The sequence below is a fragment of the bacterium genome (genome assembly GCA_020444325.1).
Lineage (GTDB): Bacteria > Bacteroidota > Ignavibacteria > SZUA-365 > SZUA-365 > BM516.
In genome coordinates this window covers 93,409-108,380 of record JAHLLD010000002.1, presented here as the reverse complement: position 1 = coordinate 108,380, position 14,972 = coordinate 93,409, and the positions used below count along the sequence as shown (strand labels likewise).

Here is a 14,972-nt window from a genome sequence, read left to right as displayed (position 1 = left end):
GACCCCTCCTCAGACTATATTGGGCACTATGATCGCCTTATAACTGAATTCCTATTCAGCTTCGGCGCCCTGTCAGGGTCACCGCGTCCGGTGCATGACGGGGATGACAGGCATTTGAAACGTTCTATCAGGAGTACGCGTGGATCTATTCGACAAATGCAAAGCTTTCACACGCGCCGACGAAGTGAAGGCCATGGGGTATTACCCCTATTTCCGGGCCATCGAGGAAAGTGAAGGACCGGAGGTCATCATTGAGGGCCGCAAAATCATCATGGCGGGTTCGAATAATTATCTCGGACTGACGGCAGACCCGCGGGTCAAGCAGGCCAGTGTTGACGCGGTGAACCGTTACGGCACGGGCTGCAGCGGATCGCGTTACCTGACCGGGACGCTGACCCTGCACAATGAACTCGAGGCACGCCTCGCAAACTTCCTCGACAAGGAAGCCTGCCTGCTTTTCTCCACGGGATATCAGACCGCACAGGGCATCATTCCGACGCTCGTGCAGCGTGGTGAATTCGTGGTGTCCGACAAGGACAATCACGCCTGCATCGTGGCGGGGAACCTGATGGCCAAGGGCGCGTTCGCCCAGTTCGACCGATACAAGCACAACGACATGGACGATCTCGAGCGGGTTATCGCAAAACTCCCGCAGGATAAGGGAAAGCTCATCGTATCGGACGGTGTGTTCAGCACGACAGGCGACATCGTCGATCTCCCGCGTCTGCTGGAAATCGCGAAAAAGTACAACGCCCGGATCCTGGTTGATGACGCGCATTCGACCGGCGTCATCGGTCCGGCAGGCAAAGGCACCGCGGCGTATTACGGCGTCGGTGACCAGGTTGACATGACCATGGGAACGTTCAGCAAAACCTTCGCGAGCCTTGGCGGTTTCGTGGTTGGCGACACCCCGGTTATCAACTACATCAAGCATCACTCCCCCGCGCTGATTTTCTCTGCGAGTCCGACTCCCGCCAGTGTGGCCGCCGCCCTGGCGTCACTCGACATCCTCGAACAGGAGCCCTGGCGCGTCGACAAGCTGCGTGAGAACGCCGACTATATGCGTGATGGATTTGCGAAGCTCGGCTTCAAGGTCATCACCGGCGAAACAGGCGTGGTCCCTGTCATCATCGGCGACGACACGAAAAGCTTCATTTTCTGGAAAGAGCTGTTTGACGCCGGCGTCTTCGTCAACGTCTTCATCAGTCCGGGCGTCCCGCAGGGCATGCAGATGCTTCGCACAAGCTATATGGCTACGCATGAGAAGCATCAGCTCGACCGCATCCTTGAAATCTGCGGCGAAATCGGCCGCAAGCTCGAAGTCATCGACTAACGTTTCATCAAAGGAATAGACATGAGTGTGACTGTCCGCCCGGTTTCCGGCAATGCGGAAACGAAACGCTTTATCAAACTGCAGTGGAAATTCTACCAGGGTAATGCCAACTGGGTGCCGCCGCTTGTCATGGACAGGAAGAAACTTCTGAGCAGGGAGAAAAATCCCTTCTACAAGCATGCGGAAATGCAGCTTTTCATCGCCGAGCGAAACGGGGAGGATGTGGGACGCATCGCTGCCATCGTCAACCGCAACCACAATGAGGTTCACGGTGACAAAATCGGGTTTTTCGGTTTCTTCGAATGCATCAATGATCAGGAAGTGGCCGATGCCCTGTTCGACACCGCGGCACAATGGCTGCGCGAGCATGGAATGGACACCATGCGTGGACCGCTCAATCCTTCCATCAACGATGAACTCGGGATGCTTATCAAAGGGTATGACCGTCCTCCGGTTATTCTGATGACGTACAATCCGGAGTACTACCCTGCACTCTGTGACGGCCATGGCTTCCACAAAAGCAAGGACCTTTACGCCTACCTGCTCGAGAACAAGAAGGTCATCACCGAGAAACTCGAGCGTGGACAGAAGCTGGTGCGCGATCGTTACAAACTCAAAATCCGCAATGTGGATTTCAAGAATCTCGAGAAAGACATCGTGGTGCTGAAGGACCTCTACAATCGCTCCTGGGAAATGAACTGGGGCGCCGTGGCCATGACTGATGAGGAATTCGATTTCCTTGCCGAGGATCTCGTACAGGTCATCGGCAAATTCAAGGATCTTGTTTTCATGGTTGAACGGGATGGTGAGCCCGTAGGATTCAGCCTCTGCCTTCCCGATCTGAACCAGGTGCTGCGGCACAACCGCGGTGGCGGCATTGTCGGGGCAGTCTGGCACATGTTGACCAAAACGAAAAACATCGACCTTGTGCGCATCCTCGTTCTCGGCGTTCTTCCCGAACATCGCGGGAAGGGTATCGACGCCGTCATGTACCATGAAGTGGTGCATCGCGCTGCCGCGCACGGGATTTATCTCGGCGAAGCGTCCTGGGTACTTGAAGACAATGAAATGATGAACCGCGGGGCGAAGCTCATGAACGCCGACCAGTACAAAACCTACCGCGTGTATGACATCGCAATCTGAAAAAGCAGTGTCTCTCGACAGTTTACGGGCAGCCGCGCAACAGGCGCGGCTCACCCTTTCTCCTGACGAACTCGCTGCGCTGCACATCGAACTCTCACATGTCCTCGATTATATCGACAGCAGGCTCCCGGATGCATCTTCCTCCGAGGACGTCCAACCTCTCGTCCATCCCGTACTGCATGCTGCCCCTCCCCGGGAAGACCTCCCGCTCGCATCACTCCCCCTTGAAGACGCCCTCCGCAATGCACCCCGCGTGAGGCACGGCTACATCCTCGTCCAGAGAGTCCTGTAGTACCATCACCACCAGGGCACTTTCGTTCAGGTGCTGCCGGTGTAGCGGTGACATTCCCCGACACCATGGCGAGAATCCGGCATTCGTGGTTATCTTAGGGGTATGAATACTCGAACGGTGATTGTGATACCGGCGCGGTATGCGTCGACGAGATTCCCCGGGAAACCGCTGGCGATGATTTCAGGCAGAAGCATGATTCAGCGTGTCTGGGAGCGCTGCCTGGAGGCAGAAGGCATCGATGAGGTTTTTGTGGCAACCGACGACGAGCGCATCCAGTCGGCAGTCGAGGAATTCGGCGGAAACGCCGTTATGACACCTGCCGAGCTGACGTCAGGCACCGAGCGCATGGCCTACCTCGCACGCACGGAGGAAGCGGAGATGTACATCAATGTCCAGGGCGATGAACCTCTGCTGCCACCGTCCACTATCGAACGCACGCTGCAGATGCTTGCCGCGCAAACGGACGCTGATATCGCCACGGCCGCCTGTCCCCTGCACGATGCTTCCGATATGCAGAATCCGAATATTGTGAAGCTGGTAACGGACCGGGCAGGTTTTGCGTTGTATTTCTCACGGGCAGCCATCCCGCATCTGCGCGATGCCGGTAACGAAAATGCCGAAACCGGTGTCTACAGGAAGCATGTAGGTATCTACGCCTTCCGGCGTGATGCCCTGCTCCGCTTCGCGGACCTTCCTCCCTCGCAGCTTGAAAGGACGGAAAAGCTGGAACAGCTCCGCGCGCTGGAGTATGGCATGCGGATCGCGGTCGCAGACGTGGAGCGCGACTCCCAGGCCGTCGACACCCCCGGCGATATCGCGGCTGTGGAGCGACTGCTCCACGCCGGGAACACAGATTAACAGATTATAGATTGCAGATTAATGACAAGTAGATCAGACACTGGCACGCAGCAGCGTATTTCCATTATCACTCTCGGGTGTTCCAAGAACACGGTGGATTCCGAGGTCCTGATGAATCAGATCGAGGCGAATCATCTTTCACTGGTCGAGGATCCGGGAGAGGCGAATACGCTGATCATCAACACCTGCGGATTCATTGATGCCGCGAAGGAAGAGTCGGTCAATACTATTGTAGAAGCGGTGGAGATGAAAAAGCGCGGCGCCATCGAAAAGCTGTATGTCGCCGGCTGCCTCTCCGAACGCTACCGCGCCGATCTGGAGAAGGAACTCCCGGAGGTGGACCGCTTCTTCGGGGTAACGGACTTTCGCAACATCATCGAAACGCTGGGCGGCAGCTACAAGTATGAACTGCTGGGCGAACGCCACCTGTCCTCCCCTTCGCACTCCGCATACGTAAAAATATCCGAAGGCTGTGACCGTCCCTGCTCCTTCTGCTCGATTCCGCTCATGCGCGGGGGTCACGTCAGTGTTCCGCTGGAAAAAGTCGTGCATGAGGGGAAATTCCTCCGTGAACTGGGTACGAAGGAATTGATTCTCATCGCACAGGACACGACGTATTATGGCCTCGACCTCTACAGTGAGCGGCGATTGGGACAGCTGATGGGAGAACTGGCGGATATCGACGGGATCGACTGGATACGCCTCATGTATGCATATCCTTCGCATTTTCCGCTGGATGTGCTCGATGTGATGCGTGAACGCGAAAACATCTGCAGATACATCGACATCCCCATCCAGCACGCTGACGATGCGGTACTCAAGTCCATGCGGCGTGGCATCACGCGCCGTGCCACGGAAGAACTGCTCGCTCAGATACGAACGAAAGTGCCCGGGGCCGCCATCCGCACGACGCTCATCGTCGGCTACCCGAACGAAAGTGAAGCAGCTTTCCAGTCGCTGTATGATTTCGTGGCGCAGCAGCGCTTCGACCGTCTCGGTGTGTTCCTCTACTCGCAGGAAGAGAACACCACCGCGGACATCCTGGGTGATCCCCTGCCGCGCAAGGTGAAGGAAGAGCGACGCGATGCCATCATGGAGCTGCAGCGCGAGATTTCACAGGAGAAAAACGAGGAGCGTATCGGTCAGCAGCTGCGTATCCTCACGGATCGCGTCGAAGGGGAGTACCTCATCGGACGCAGTGAATTTGATGCACCGGAGGTGGACAACGAAGTGCTCGTACCGCTGAATGATTTCGCGGACACTCCGCCGGTAGGGGATTTCGTGAACGTGGAAATAACCGGGGCTTCGGAATACGATCTCATGGCAACAGTACGGAGACAGTAATGAGAATCCTGACAACCGCAGTTCTTCTCTGCCTCGCAGCAACACTCACATATGCGCAGGACGACGAGGTCACACGCAACATGCAGAACATGCGTGTCCAGCCGTTTTTCTTCGATGCCCTGAATTTTGCGAACTACGATGAGTTTGGACTCTCCGGACGCCTCGATGTCTACGTCCATGTCCCCTATGACATCGTCACCTTCGTCAAGGACGAAGAATTTTATACGGGTGGCTATTCGATCACACTTTTATTGACGCGCGCTGGAGAGGAAGAAGATGGAAGTGTCATCGAGGAGAAAAGCTGGGAGCGCAACATCAAACTCCTGAGCTTCGAACGCACAAATAATCCAGGCTATTACGATCTCTCCCAGCGTTCCATAAAAGCCGCACCTGGCAAGTACCTGCTGGAAGTGATTTTCGAGGACAGCGAGTCGCAGAAGGAATTCCGCCTTTCCCGCGGCGTTGAGATCCGGAAATTCGATGCGAACGTGCTCTCCGTTTCTGATATCATGCTCGTCAGGGATGTCGAATTCAAAAACGGGAAGCAGCAGATATCGCCGCAGATCAATCCCAATGTCGCCGCACTGAAAGATGGCTTCGGCGTGTTCTTCGAAGTGTACAATCCCTACAATCTGGGGCAGGTGACGCTCGATTACCACATCCTGCGGCGTGGACGCGAGGTCTTTGACCAGCAGGCCAGCCAGAATATGAAAAAGGGGCATAACACCTTCCTTGCCAATATCGCGAACGCGGGACTCGGTGTCGGCAGCTACACGCTGAACGTCACGATCCGACGTGGCGACGACAGCACCGATACTGGCGTGCTCGCAACAGTAGAACGACCGTTCATGATCGAGTGGCTGACGGCAGGCGCACCGATCTCCATCGTGGATCTCGATGAGGCCATCGACCAGCTCCGGTATTTCGCCAAGGAGGATGAGCTCGACTACATCAAGGAAGCGCAGGACGAGGATGAACGACGCCGGCGTTTCGAGCAATTCTGGGAGCGACACAACCCCAATCCCGGTGCGGACAGTAATCCTGCCATGATTGAATACTACAACCGCGTTGCGTACGCGAACAAGCATTTCCGTCACCATTTCGAGGGATGGAAAACCGATCGCGGCATGGTCTACATCATCTATGGTCCGCCGGATTATATCGACCGACATCCGCTTGATGTTGAATCAAAACCGTATGAAATCTGGGAATTCTACGATATCAACCGGCGCTTCGTCTTCGTCGACGAGAGCGGCTTCGGCGACTACCGCCTCCTCTACCCGCTATGGGACGATCGAAACCGTCTGCGGTAAGTACTCGGCTGTTGTGCGTTCGCTCCGTCTCAGGCTGCGCTGCTGCTGAGGTCCTGTTCCTTGTACTGCAGCTGGTAAAGACGATAGTAAATCCCACGCTTTGCGAGCAGTTCCTGGTGATTCCCCCGCTCGCGAATCTGTCCCTTATGCATCACGAGTATCGTATCCGCGTTCTGAATGGTCGAGAGCCTGTGGGCAATGACCACAGACGTCCTGCCCTTGAGCAGACGCGCGATGGCTGCCTGAATAAGCAGTTCCGACTCGGTGTCCACGCTTGATGTGGCCTCGTCGAGAATCAGGAGTTGCGGATCATAGGCCAGTGCACGTGCGAACGCCAGGAGTTGTTTCTGTCCAACAGACAACGACCCGCCCCTCTCCCTGATCTGCGCATCGTAGCGCTCCGGAAGCTGTTCGATGAAATGATCGACGCCCACCAGCTGTGCGACCTCCTCCACTGTTTCCCTTGAAATTCTTTCGTCCCCCAGTGTGACGTTGTTGTGAATACTGCCGGAAAAGAGAAAGACGTCCTGCAGCACGATGCCGATATGTCTGCGCAGTTCCGATGAAGGAATATCCCGCAGCTCCGTGCCCCCGATGCTGATCGATCCTTTCTGAATTTCGTAGAAATGACACAGGAGGTTGATCAATGTCGTCTTCCCCGACCCGGTAGCGCCGACGATGGCCACACTGTGTCCCTTCGGGATATCGAAGCTGACATCACGCAGCACCCATTCGCCCTCGTTGTATGCGAAATGCACATGATCGAATCGGATGTCCCCGATTTCCGGAAGGGATTGTGCGCGATCCGGTGCGGGTTCCTGAATGACGGTCTCGTCATCGAGCAGTTTGAAAATGCGCTCGGACGACGCCATGGCGGTCTGCATGATGTTGTACTTCTCGGAAAGATCACGGATGGGTCGGAAGAACATTTCCGTGTACTGGATAAAGGAGATGAGCGTTCCGACCGTCATCACTCCAGCAAGGATTTCTCCGCCGGCGTACCAGATGATCAGTGCGACAGCGAGGGCGGAAATGAAATCCACACTGGGATAGAAGATGGCGTAATAGAACACCGACCGGATATTTGCATCCTGATGCGCACGGTTGATCTCCTCGAAGGTCTCCGCCTCTTTCTTCTCGCGGCCGAACAGCTGCACGGTCATCATTCCGGAAACGCGTTCCTGCATGAACGCGTTGAGGCGCGCAAGCTGCAGCCGTACCTCGCGATAGGTTTCCCGCACTTTTTTTCTGAAGAGGAAGGTGCCGTAGACCAGCAACGGGATGACGCTGAGCGTCACCAGGGCCAGTTCCCAGTTGATGGTGAGCATGAAAATGACGATCCAGAGCAGAATGAACACATCGGCAAATACGGTGACCAGTCCGGAAGAAAACATCTCATTGAGCACTTCCACATCATTGGTCACGCGCGTGACGAGACGTCCCACGGGATTCCGGTCGAAAAATCGCAGCGCCAGCCGCTGCATGCGCGTGAAAACCTGCATGCGCACATCCACGATGATATGCTGCCCGATCCACTGCGTGAAATACATCATGAAATACTGCGCGAGTCCCTGCAGCAACAGGGTGCCAAGCAGGAGCAGGGCGATCATGAGCAGTCCATGCTCGTCACCCACGGCGATGTAATCGTCCACGGCCAACTTTGTCAGGTACGGGCGAAGCGGACTCAGCGCCGAAATAAACACCGTCAGGAGAATTGCTCCGACGACATGCCACCGGTAGGGGCGCGCGTACTGCAGGAGACGCCGCATCAAGCGGCTGTCATACGCTTTCCCGAGTACTTCATCTTCCTGCATGGACTTCCTTTGCTGTTCTCGCAGTCTTTGCTGTTCTCGCAGTGTAAACGTGTCAAGATAGGAAAAAAGTTCGGATTTGGATTTTGTCCCTGATTTCTTTACTTGATACAGGATAGGGCTGTCCCATAGAAGTGAAACGTCAGTATCGACTTCCATTGCATATGCGGTAACGCTGCCCGGTCCGAATGGACGACGGGAACATTCCGCAGGCCCTTATCACACCCCTCCCTTTACTTAATCCCCTTTTTCTGTCTCATAACAGCCAACCAGGTGCTCTGATGTCGACGTATACCGACAGGCAGCAGGATATTGCTGAAAAAATTGATTCTGATGCCGTGCGTTCAAAATGGCACGACTGGCAGTGGCAGATGCGCCACTCCATCCGAAGCATTGACCGTTTCGAAACACTGCTGGGCGTGCAGTTTGAAGATGAGGAACGCGCCGCACTGCAGAAAACGCTCGATAAATTCCCGCTTTCGATTACTCCGTATTACCTCTCGCTGATCAACGGCGACGATTATCGCAACGATCCCGTTTTCAAACAGGCATTTCCCTCGCCGTCAGAGCTGGTCATCAGCGAATATGACATGGCCGATCCGCTGGCCGAGGACAGTGACAGTCCGGTACCCGGACTGACCCATCGCTACCCCGACCGCGTGCTCTTTCACGTGAGCAACGTGTGTTCAATGTACTGCAGACACTGTACGCGCAAACGCAAGGTCGGCGACATGGATCGTATTCCCGTGCGGAAAGAAGTGAAGCAGGGACTCGCCTACATACGCGAGCATCCCGAGGTGCGCGACGTCCTTCTTTCGGGTGGTGACCCGTTCATGCTCACTGACGAGTACCTCGACTGGATTCTCACGGAGGTACGCAGCATTCCGCATGTCGAGGTCATTCGCATCGGCACGCGCATGCCCGTGGTTCTGCCGTACAGGGTGACGGACAAACTGGTGAACATGCTGAAAAAACATCATCCCGTGTGGGTGAATACGCATTTCAACCATCCCGTTGAAATCACCAGTTCATCGCGCGCTGCGCTCACAAAACTGGCGGATGCAGGGATTCCCCTCGGCAATCAGAGTGTCCTGCTCGCGGGAGTCAATGACTGTCCCCGCATCATGAAAACCCTGGTACACAAACTGGTGCAGAACAGGGTGCGTCCGTACTACCTCTACCAGTGCGACCTTTCAGAAGGACTTTCGCATTTCCGTACGCCCGTCGGCAAGGGCATCGAAATTATCGAAAGCCTGATCGGGCACACCAGCGGCTTCTCCGTGCCGACCTATGTCATCGATGCGCCCGGCGGAGGGGGCAAGATCCCGGTGATGCCCAATTATCTTATTTCGTGGTCCACCAACAAGGTCGTGCTGCGCAATTATGAAGGCGTGATCACCACGTACAAGGAGCCGGATTCCTACGAACCGGTTTTCTGCGACCGCAACTGTGAACGCTGCGATCTGCAGCTGAAAGTCGATTCTGCGGAAGACGAGTACCGCTCGGTCGGTATCGCTGAACTTCTTGCTGACAACGACGAAGTCATTTCCCTTGTCCCGGATTCGAATGAACGCATCAATCGCCGCAATATCGGCGAGGAGGAAGGCCCCTCCTGATGCATGTCGTAGACTACGGAATCCTGATTCTCTATATGCTGGCCGTCCTTGCGGTCGGGTTTTATTTCATGCGCAAGAACGAGGACCGTGATGACTATTATGTCGGCGGTCGCAGCATGACCGCCGGACATCTCGGACTTTCCATTGCCGCAACGGATGTCGGTGGCGGATTTTCCATCGGACTCGGCGGACTCGGTTTCGTGATGGGCATGTCCGCCAGCTGGCTGCTGTTTACCGGTCTGATCGGTGCCTGGCTCGCTGCAGTGCTGATTATCCCCCGCGTAAAAAAATATGACGCGCAGGAAAAACTGCTCACCTACCCCGACATGCTGCGACGCACGTTCGGGGGACGCGTAGCGATGCTCGCTGCCGTCATCTCGGGAGTTGGTTATCTCGGTTTTACCGGCGGACAGATTCTGGCTGGTGCCAAACTTGCTGCGTCGACCATCATTCCCCCCGAGCCTTTCGGCATGGATGGCCTGTTTTTCTCGCTGCTGCTGATGGCGGGCGTGATGTTTATCTACACGGCGGCGGGCGGTATCAAGGCAGTGATTTATACTGATACACTGCAATGGATTGTGTTGCTCGGGGGACTGCTTTTTCTTGGCGTTCCCTTCGCGATTTCCGATCTCGGCGGATTCGCAGAGATCGAGCGCCACCTCCCCGCACATTTTTTCGCCTTCGACAATGTTGAAGCCGTGGAACTGCTCAACTGGTTCATCACCATCATCCCAATCTGGTTCGTAGGGATGACACTGTATCAGCGTCTCTATGCGGCAAAGGATGAGAAGGAAGCCCGGAAGGCGTGGTATTTTGCAGGTGTTCTTGAATACCCCATTATCGCTTTCCTCGGTGCCTTCCTGGGGATGGTCTCCCGCGTATACTTTCCGGAGGCAGAACCCGAAACCGGCCTCCCCATGCTTCTGAAGAGCACGCTGCCCATCGGCGCGACCGGTATCGTCATCGCATCGTATTTTTCAGCGATCATGTCAACTGCCGACAGCTGCCTGATCGCTTCATCCGGGAATTTCGTCAACGATATCATCGAACGATTGAAGCCCGACATTCCGCAGCACCGCATGATGTGGATTTCCCGTGGTGTGACGCTGCTTATCGGGATCATTACATTCATTATTGCCGCATCGTTCGAAACCGTGCTTGAACTGATTCTCCACGCATATTCGTTTATGGTGTCAGGACTGTTCGTCCCCACCCTCGCAGCACTTTTCAATTATAAGTCGAGCCCACAGGCTGCATTCTGGTCCATGATCGGTGGAGGAAGCACGACACTCCTCCTACTGCTCTTCGAGGTTCCGCTGCCAGGAGGAATCGTCCCGACCGCCTTCGGTCTCATCGTCTCCGCCATCATATTCTACGTGATGACAAAGTTGACCGACACCGAAAAGCCCGATCCGGCATGATCGCCTGTGATCCCATTTGTAATCTGTAATCTGCAATTTAAAATCCTGTATCCTCATGCGCACTGTAAACTCCCCCTTCGACACAATCGAGAAACTGCGTCACTCCCTCATCCAGCATGGTCCGAGCAGCGATCGTATCTACCTGATGAAACTGAATGCGGAAGACTACCCGGGCATCATTACGGAGCTCGTTGCGCTGGCTGAAGAGAAGCAGTACGGCAAGATTTTCGCGAAAGTGCCGTCGCAGGCAATGGAAGGCTTCCTGCACGCCGGATTCGCAAAGGAGGCCGAAGTTCCGGGTTTTTATACTGGGACCGATGACGCCATTTTCCTCGGCCGTTACCTGAAGGAGGAGCGCCGGCAGGTGGAAGCCTGTCTGCGCAGGCAGATGGAAGATATCGTTGCACTCGCGCGTCGCAAGGCTGCCGAGGAGCAGGCTGATGCAACCTCCACTGCGGAACGGGCGGCTGCGGAAGCGCTCCCTTTCACGCTGCGCAGGCTGGGTGTGGATGACGCGGCGCAATTGACGAGACTGTATGGAACGGTGTTCGAGAGCTATCCCTTCCCCATCTTTGAACGCGAGTACATCGTGCATACGATGGAGGAGGACAGCATTGCCTACTATGGGGCATTGACGGACGACGGGCGCCTCGTCGCGGCCTCATCCGCTGAAATGGACAAGGCCGGACGCAACGCGGAGATGACGGATTTCGCGACGCACCCTGATGCGCGCGGACACGGAATCGCCCTCCATCTTCTCCGCCTGATGGAAGCCGATATGCAGTCGCGCGGCATGATTGTGCTCTACACAATCGCGCGCGCTGTATCGACCGGGATGAACGTTACGTTCGGGAAAGGCGGCTACGAGTATACAGGGACGCTGATCAACAATACGAACATCTCAGGCCGCATCGAGAACATGAACGTGTGGTACAAGCGTCTGTAATCGGTATACGGGCGATGGTCACACGGAAGCAGTGCTGAAGCGCACTTCCTGTATCAGGTGTTCCCACATTGCAGAGTCGAATTCACCTGGCAGCAGACTCGCTGCATTCGCACTTCCTGCGGCAACCGCCCGCCGCAGCGCTTCTTCCATCCCTTTCCCACTATCCAGGGAAGCCGCGAGTACTCCGGACATTGCATCCCCGCTCCCGACGGGATTGACGCAAGCGACCTTCGGAGGAATAATTTCATGCAGGAACCCCTGCTCATCGAGCCAGACAACCGGGGCCGAACCATCGGTGACAATGACATGATGGGCGCCTCGTGACTGCAGATCCCGTGCCGCCTCCCGTATCCCCTCGCGCTCAATCTGAATACCCAGGGTGTTTCCCAGCTCTTCCCGATTGATTTTCACGACCTCCGGTTCCGCGCGCAGCGCCAGACGCAGCACCTCGGCCTGTGCGTCCAGGAGTACACGTCCACCACCGTCATGCGCGCGCATTGCGCAGTGGTAGTAGAGGTCCTGATCGAGTCCTTCGGGAAACGAGCCCGTGAGCAGCAGCGTCGACGCGCTCCGGGAACATGCCAGTGCGCGTTCTCTGAACGTCACAGCTTCAGGCGGCTCCATGGGCTGTGCCTCTTCGATCAGTTCCGTGGCGCAGCCTCCTTCCTCAAGGACTGTAATACAACTGCGCGTTTCCTGCGTCAACGCGGTGAGGTGCAATTCCACAGCTGCATCCTGGAATTCACGCTCCAGCGCATCTCGAAATGATGTTCCCACCGGCAGACAGAGACAAAGCGTCTCTGGAGATGCAGCATGCACCCTGAGCGCGCTCCGTGCTGCGTTCACCCCCTTCCCGGATGGGTACCGCAGAACCGATTGTGCTCGATGCACCTGCCCACTGCGCAAGGCACTGATGCGGTATATCCTCTTATCGTCCGGTGACGGCGTGATAATGGTGAGCAAACAATACCTCATACCTGAAGTGAAGCCAGTGCGAAATATAGGGAATCTCCGCGGCAGTTCGTGACATGGCGGCTGACAGGATATATATGGTTGGTAGTTTTTCGGGAGGGAGCCTGATCCCCTGAATCCTGATCCCGGCCGGTAAAGGGCTACCGGCCGGGTTCCGTGAACTCCAGGAAAAAAACGGATCAGGAAAAGCGATTGATCATCGCTCGCGTACTGGGCGGATTGGCTGGGTCCGCAGGTTCTGGCTTCGAGAAAGCAAAATGTACGCTTCCAATGTGCTTCGCTTGCATGAACATCCGTCGTGGATATTCATTCGCTATAAAATTAGCGATCAATGCCGGAACTTCCAAGAAATATTTCACGATCTGTTCCGCTTCCCCTCGACTTTCATGAAATTACCTCCGTATCATACGTGTTATTTTTCACGAAAACAGGATATATTGCCTTCTGTATGTGCGGTGCAGCTGTACCGTCTTGCATAGAAGCCATCCGCAGGAGTGTCATATCACAGCCTCACGCTGCTTCGCAGCACATAGAATAATCCCGAACATTCTCATTCGAGAAACAAGGAGTTTCCCATGAAACAGGTCCTCGTGCTGGGTGCGGGTCTCGTCGCACGCCCTCTGGTACGGTATCTCCTCGAAGAACCGGAATTTCATCTCACCGTCGCAACGCGTACAGTGAGCAAAGCCGAATCACTGATCAGCAATCACCCCCGTGGCAACGCTGTCGCCCTCGATGTCAAAGATGAGAGCGCATTGCGTGACATCATCGCAGGCGCGGATATCGTCATCAGTCTGCTGCCCTGGATTCACCATCTCACCGTCGCGCACCTCTGTCTCGAACTCGAGAAGAATCTCGTGACAACGTCATACGTGAAACCGGAGATGAAGGCGCTGGATGCGGCAGCGAAGGAAAAGGGCCTGCTGTTTCTCAATGAAATCGGTGTGGATCCCGGTATCGATCACATGGCCGCGATGCGCATTATCAACGGCGTGAAATCCGGTGGTGGTACAGTGCGGAGCTTCTACTCCTACTGCGGTGGACTCCCTGCACTGCAGAACAACAACAATCCGCTGGGATACAAGTTTTCATGGAGTCCGGTAGGAGTCATGCTCGCGGCAAAGAACAATGGACGCTACCGTCGCGATGGCGCTACTGTTGACGTTGCCCCCGAGCAGTTGTTCGAGCACTACTGGCTGCTGGATGTTCCGGGCGCAGGGACCTTTGAAGCCTACGTCAACAGGGACGCTCTCCCCTACCTCGATATCTATGGCATCAAGGATGCCGACAGCATGTATCGCGGTACCTTGCGAAACATCGGACATTGCGAATCGTGGAATTATTACAAGCATATGGGACTGCTGGATCAGGAGCGCACTTTTGATTTCAGCAAAACCAGCCCGCGTGAAGCGTTGGCTGCTCTGGTCGACAGCAACGGCGACGACGTAGAAGGCGATATCGCACGTTCCCTCGGTGTCCCCGCACACTCCATCAGTATCAAGAAGCTCGAGTGGCTCGGCCTGCTCAGCGATGAGCTTCTGCCACTCGGCGAATGCAGCGTGTTCGATATGTTCGCACACGTTCTCGAGCACAAGCTCGTGTATCACGAGGGCGAAGTCGATCTGCTGGTTCAGCATCACGAGTTCATTGCGGAGTATGCGGACGGTAAAAAGGAGAAAATCACTTCCACCATGGTCGACACCGGCATCCCCGATGGCGACAGCTCCATGGCCCGCACCGTCAGTCTACCCGCGGCCATCGCCACGAAAATGATTCTCCAGGAAAAAATCACCCTCACCGGTGTGCACATCCCCGTGCTCCCCGAAATCTACGAGCCCGTCCTCTCCGAACTCGAGACCATGGGAATCGCCCTCATCGACCGGCGGATGGAGATCAAATAGCAGATTGCAAATCACAGATTGC

At 55.7% G+C, this 14,972-nt stretch carries 12 protein-coding genes; 10 read left to right on the top strand and 2 right to left on the bottom strand.

Annotation, left to right across the window (positions count from 1 at the left end):
- Window positions 1–193: 193 nt before the first annotated feature.
- The 6 genes from KQI65_03260 to KQI65_03235 all read left to right on the top strand — a co-directional run bounded on the left by KQI65_03260 (window position 194) and on the right by KQI65_03235 (window position 6,283).
- On the top strand, window positions 194–1,333 hold the full coding sequence (locus KQI65_03260) for a pyridoxal phosphate-dependent aminotransferase family protein (protein ID MCB2203740.1): 1,140 nt from the start codon (window positions 194–196) through the stop codon (window positions 1,331–1,333).
- Between the two features lie 21 nt (window positions 1,334–1,354).
- The gene (locus tag KQI65_03255) at window positions 1,355–2,476 is read left to right on the top strand and encodes a GNAT family N-acetyltransferase (protein ID MCB2203739.1); all 1,122 of its coding nucleotides are present in this window, start codon (window positions 1,355–1,357) and stop codon (window positions 2,474–2,476) included.
- Between the two features lie 7 nt (window positions 2,477–2,483).
- Window positions 2,484–2,768: an aspartyl/glutamyl-tRNA amidotransferase subunit C gene (locus KQI65_03250; protein MCB2203738.1), complete on the top strand. Its 285-nt coding sequence runs from the start codon at window positions 2,484–2,486 to the stop codon at window positions 2,766–2,768.
- Between the two features lie 102 nt (window positions 2,769–2,870).
- Window positions 2,871–3,626, top strand: a complete 756-nt coding sequence (kdsB, locus tag KQI65_03245) for a 3-deoxy-manno-octulosonate cytidylyltransferase (GenBank protein MCB2203737.1) — start codon at window positions 2,871–2,873, stop codon at window positions 3,624–3,626.
- Between the two features lie 21 nt (window positions 3,627–3,647).
- Complete coding sequence (gene rimO / locus KQI65_03240) at window positions 3,648–4,970, top strand: 30S ribosomal protein S12 methylthiotransferase RimO (protein ID MCB2203736.1); 1,323 nt, start codon at window positions 3,648–3,650, stop codon at window positions 4,968–4,970.
- 509 nt (window positions 4,971–5,479) lie between these two features.
- Entirely contained in the window at window positions 5,480–6,283 is an 804-nt protein-coding gene (locus tag KQI65_03235) for a GWxTD domain-containing protein (GenBank protein MCB2203735.1), read from the top strand.
- A 29-nt stretch (window positions 6,284–6,312) separates the two neighbouring features.
- Here the strand turns inward: KQI65_03235 and KQI65_03230 are convergent, their stop codons facing one another.
- Complete coding sequence (locus KQI65_03230; protein ID MCB2203734.1) at window positions 6,313–8,097, bottom strand: ABC transporter ATP-binding protein/permease; 1,785 nt, start codon at window positions 8,095–8,097, stop codon at window positions 6,313–6,315.
- 278 nt (window positions 8,098–8,375) lie between these two features.
- On the opposite strand from KQI65_03230, the gene ablA reads away from it, so the two are divergent.
- The 3 genes from ablA to ablB are packed head-to-tail and all read left to right on the top strand — an operon-like array spanning window position 8,376 to window position 12,077.
- Window positions 8,376–9,710, top strand: coding sequence for a lysine 2,3-aminomutase (gene ablA, locus KQI65_03225; protein MCB2203733.1), 1,335 nt, complete (start codon window positions 8,376–8,378; stop codon window positions 9,708–9,710).
- Window positions 9,710–11,131 carry a sodium:solute symporter family protein gene (locus tag KQI65_03220; GenBank protein MCB2203732.1) on the top strand — a complete coding sequence of 474 codons (1,422 nt, stop codon included), beginning with the start codon at window positions 9,710–9,712 and terminating at the stop codon, window positions 11,129–11,131. Before ablA ends, KQI65_03220 begins: the two co-directional genes overlap by 1 nt.
- A gap of 55 nt (window positions 11,132–11,186) precedes the next feature.
- A complete protein-coding gene (ablB, locus tag KQI65_03215; protein MCB2203731.1) occupies window positions 11,187–12,077 on the top strand; it encodes a putative beta-lysine N-acetyltransferase in 891 nt (296 codons plus the stop codon).
- An 18-nt stretch (window positions 12,078–12,095) separates the two neighbouring features.
- Here the strand turns inward: ablB and KQI65_03210 are convergent, their stop codons facing one another.
- Window positions 12,096–13,040, bottom strand: coding sequence for a bifunctional hydroxymethylpyrimidine kinase/phosphomethylpyrimidine kinase (locus tag KQI65_03210; protein ID MCB2203730.1), 945 nt, complete (start codon window positions 13,038–13,040; stop codon window positions 12,096–12,098).
- A gap of 584 nt (window positions 13,041–13,624) precedes the next feature.
- On the opposite strand from KQI65_03210, the gene KQI65_03205 reads away from it, so the two are divergent.
- Window positions 13,625–14,950, top strand: a complete 1,326-nt coding sequence (locus tag KQI65_03205; protein ID MCB2203729.1) for a saccharopine dehydrogenase NADP-binding domain-containing protein — start codon at window positions 13,625–13,627, stop codon at window positions 14,948–14,950.
- Window positions 14,951–14,972: the final 22 nt, after the last annotated feature.

Coding starts and splice junctions, on each gene's coding strand:
- kdsB (MCB2203737.1), top strand. CDS start 2,871: ATGAATACTCGAACGGTGATTGTGATACCGGCGCGGTATGCGTCGACG.
- KQI65_03260 (MCB2203740.1), top strand. CDS start 194: ATGGGGTATTACCCCTATTTCCGGGCCATCGAGGAAAGTGAAGGACCG.
- KQI65_03220 (MCB2203732.1), top strand. CDS start 9,710: ATGCATGTCGTAGACTACGGAATCCTGATTCTCTATATGCTGGCCGTC.
- KQI65_03205 (MCB2203729.1), top strand. CDS start 13,625: ATGAAACAGGTCCTCGTGCTGGGTGCGGGTCTCGTCGCACGCCCTCTG.
- KQI65_03255 (MCB2203739.1), top strand. CDS start 1,355: ATGAGTGTGACTGTCCGCCCGGTTTCCGGCAATGCGGAAACGAAACGC.
- KQI65_03230 (MCB2203734.1), bottom strand. CDS start 8,097: ATGCAGGAAGATGAAGTACTCGGGAAAGCGTATGACAGCCGCTTGATG.
- rimO (MCB2203736.1), top strand. CDS start 3,648: ATGACAAGTAGATCAGACACTGGCACGCAGCAGCGTATTTCCATTATC.
- KQI65_03235 (MCB2203735.1), top strand. CDS start 5,480: ATGCTCGTCAGGGATGTCGAATTCAAAAACGGGAAGCAGCAGATATCG.
- ablB (MCB2203731.1), top strand. CDS start 11,187: ATGCGCACTGTAAACTCCCCCTTCGACACAATCGAGAAACTGCGTCAC.
- ablA (MCB2203733.1), top strand. CDS start 8,376: ATGTCGACGTATACCGACAGGCAGCAGGATATTGCTGAAAAAATTGAT.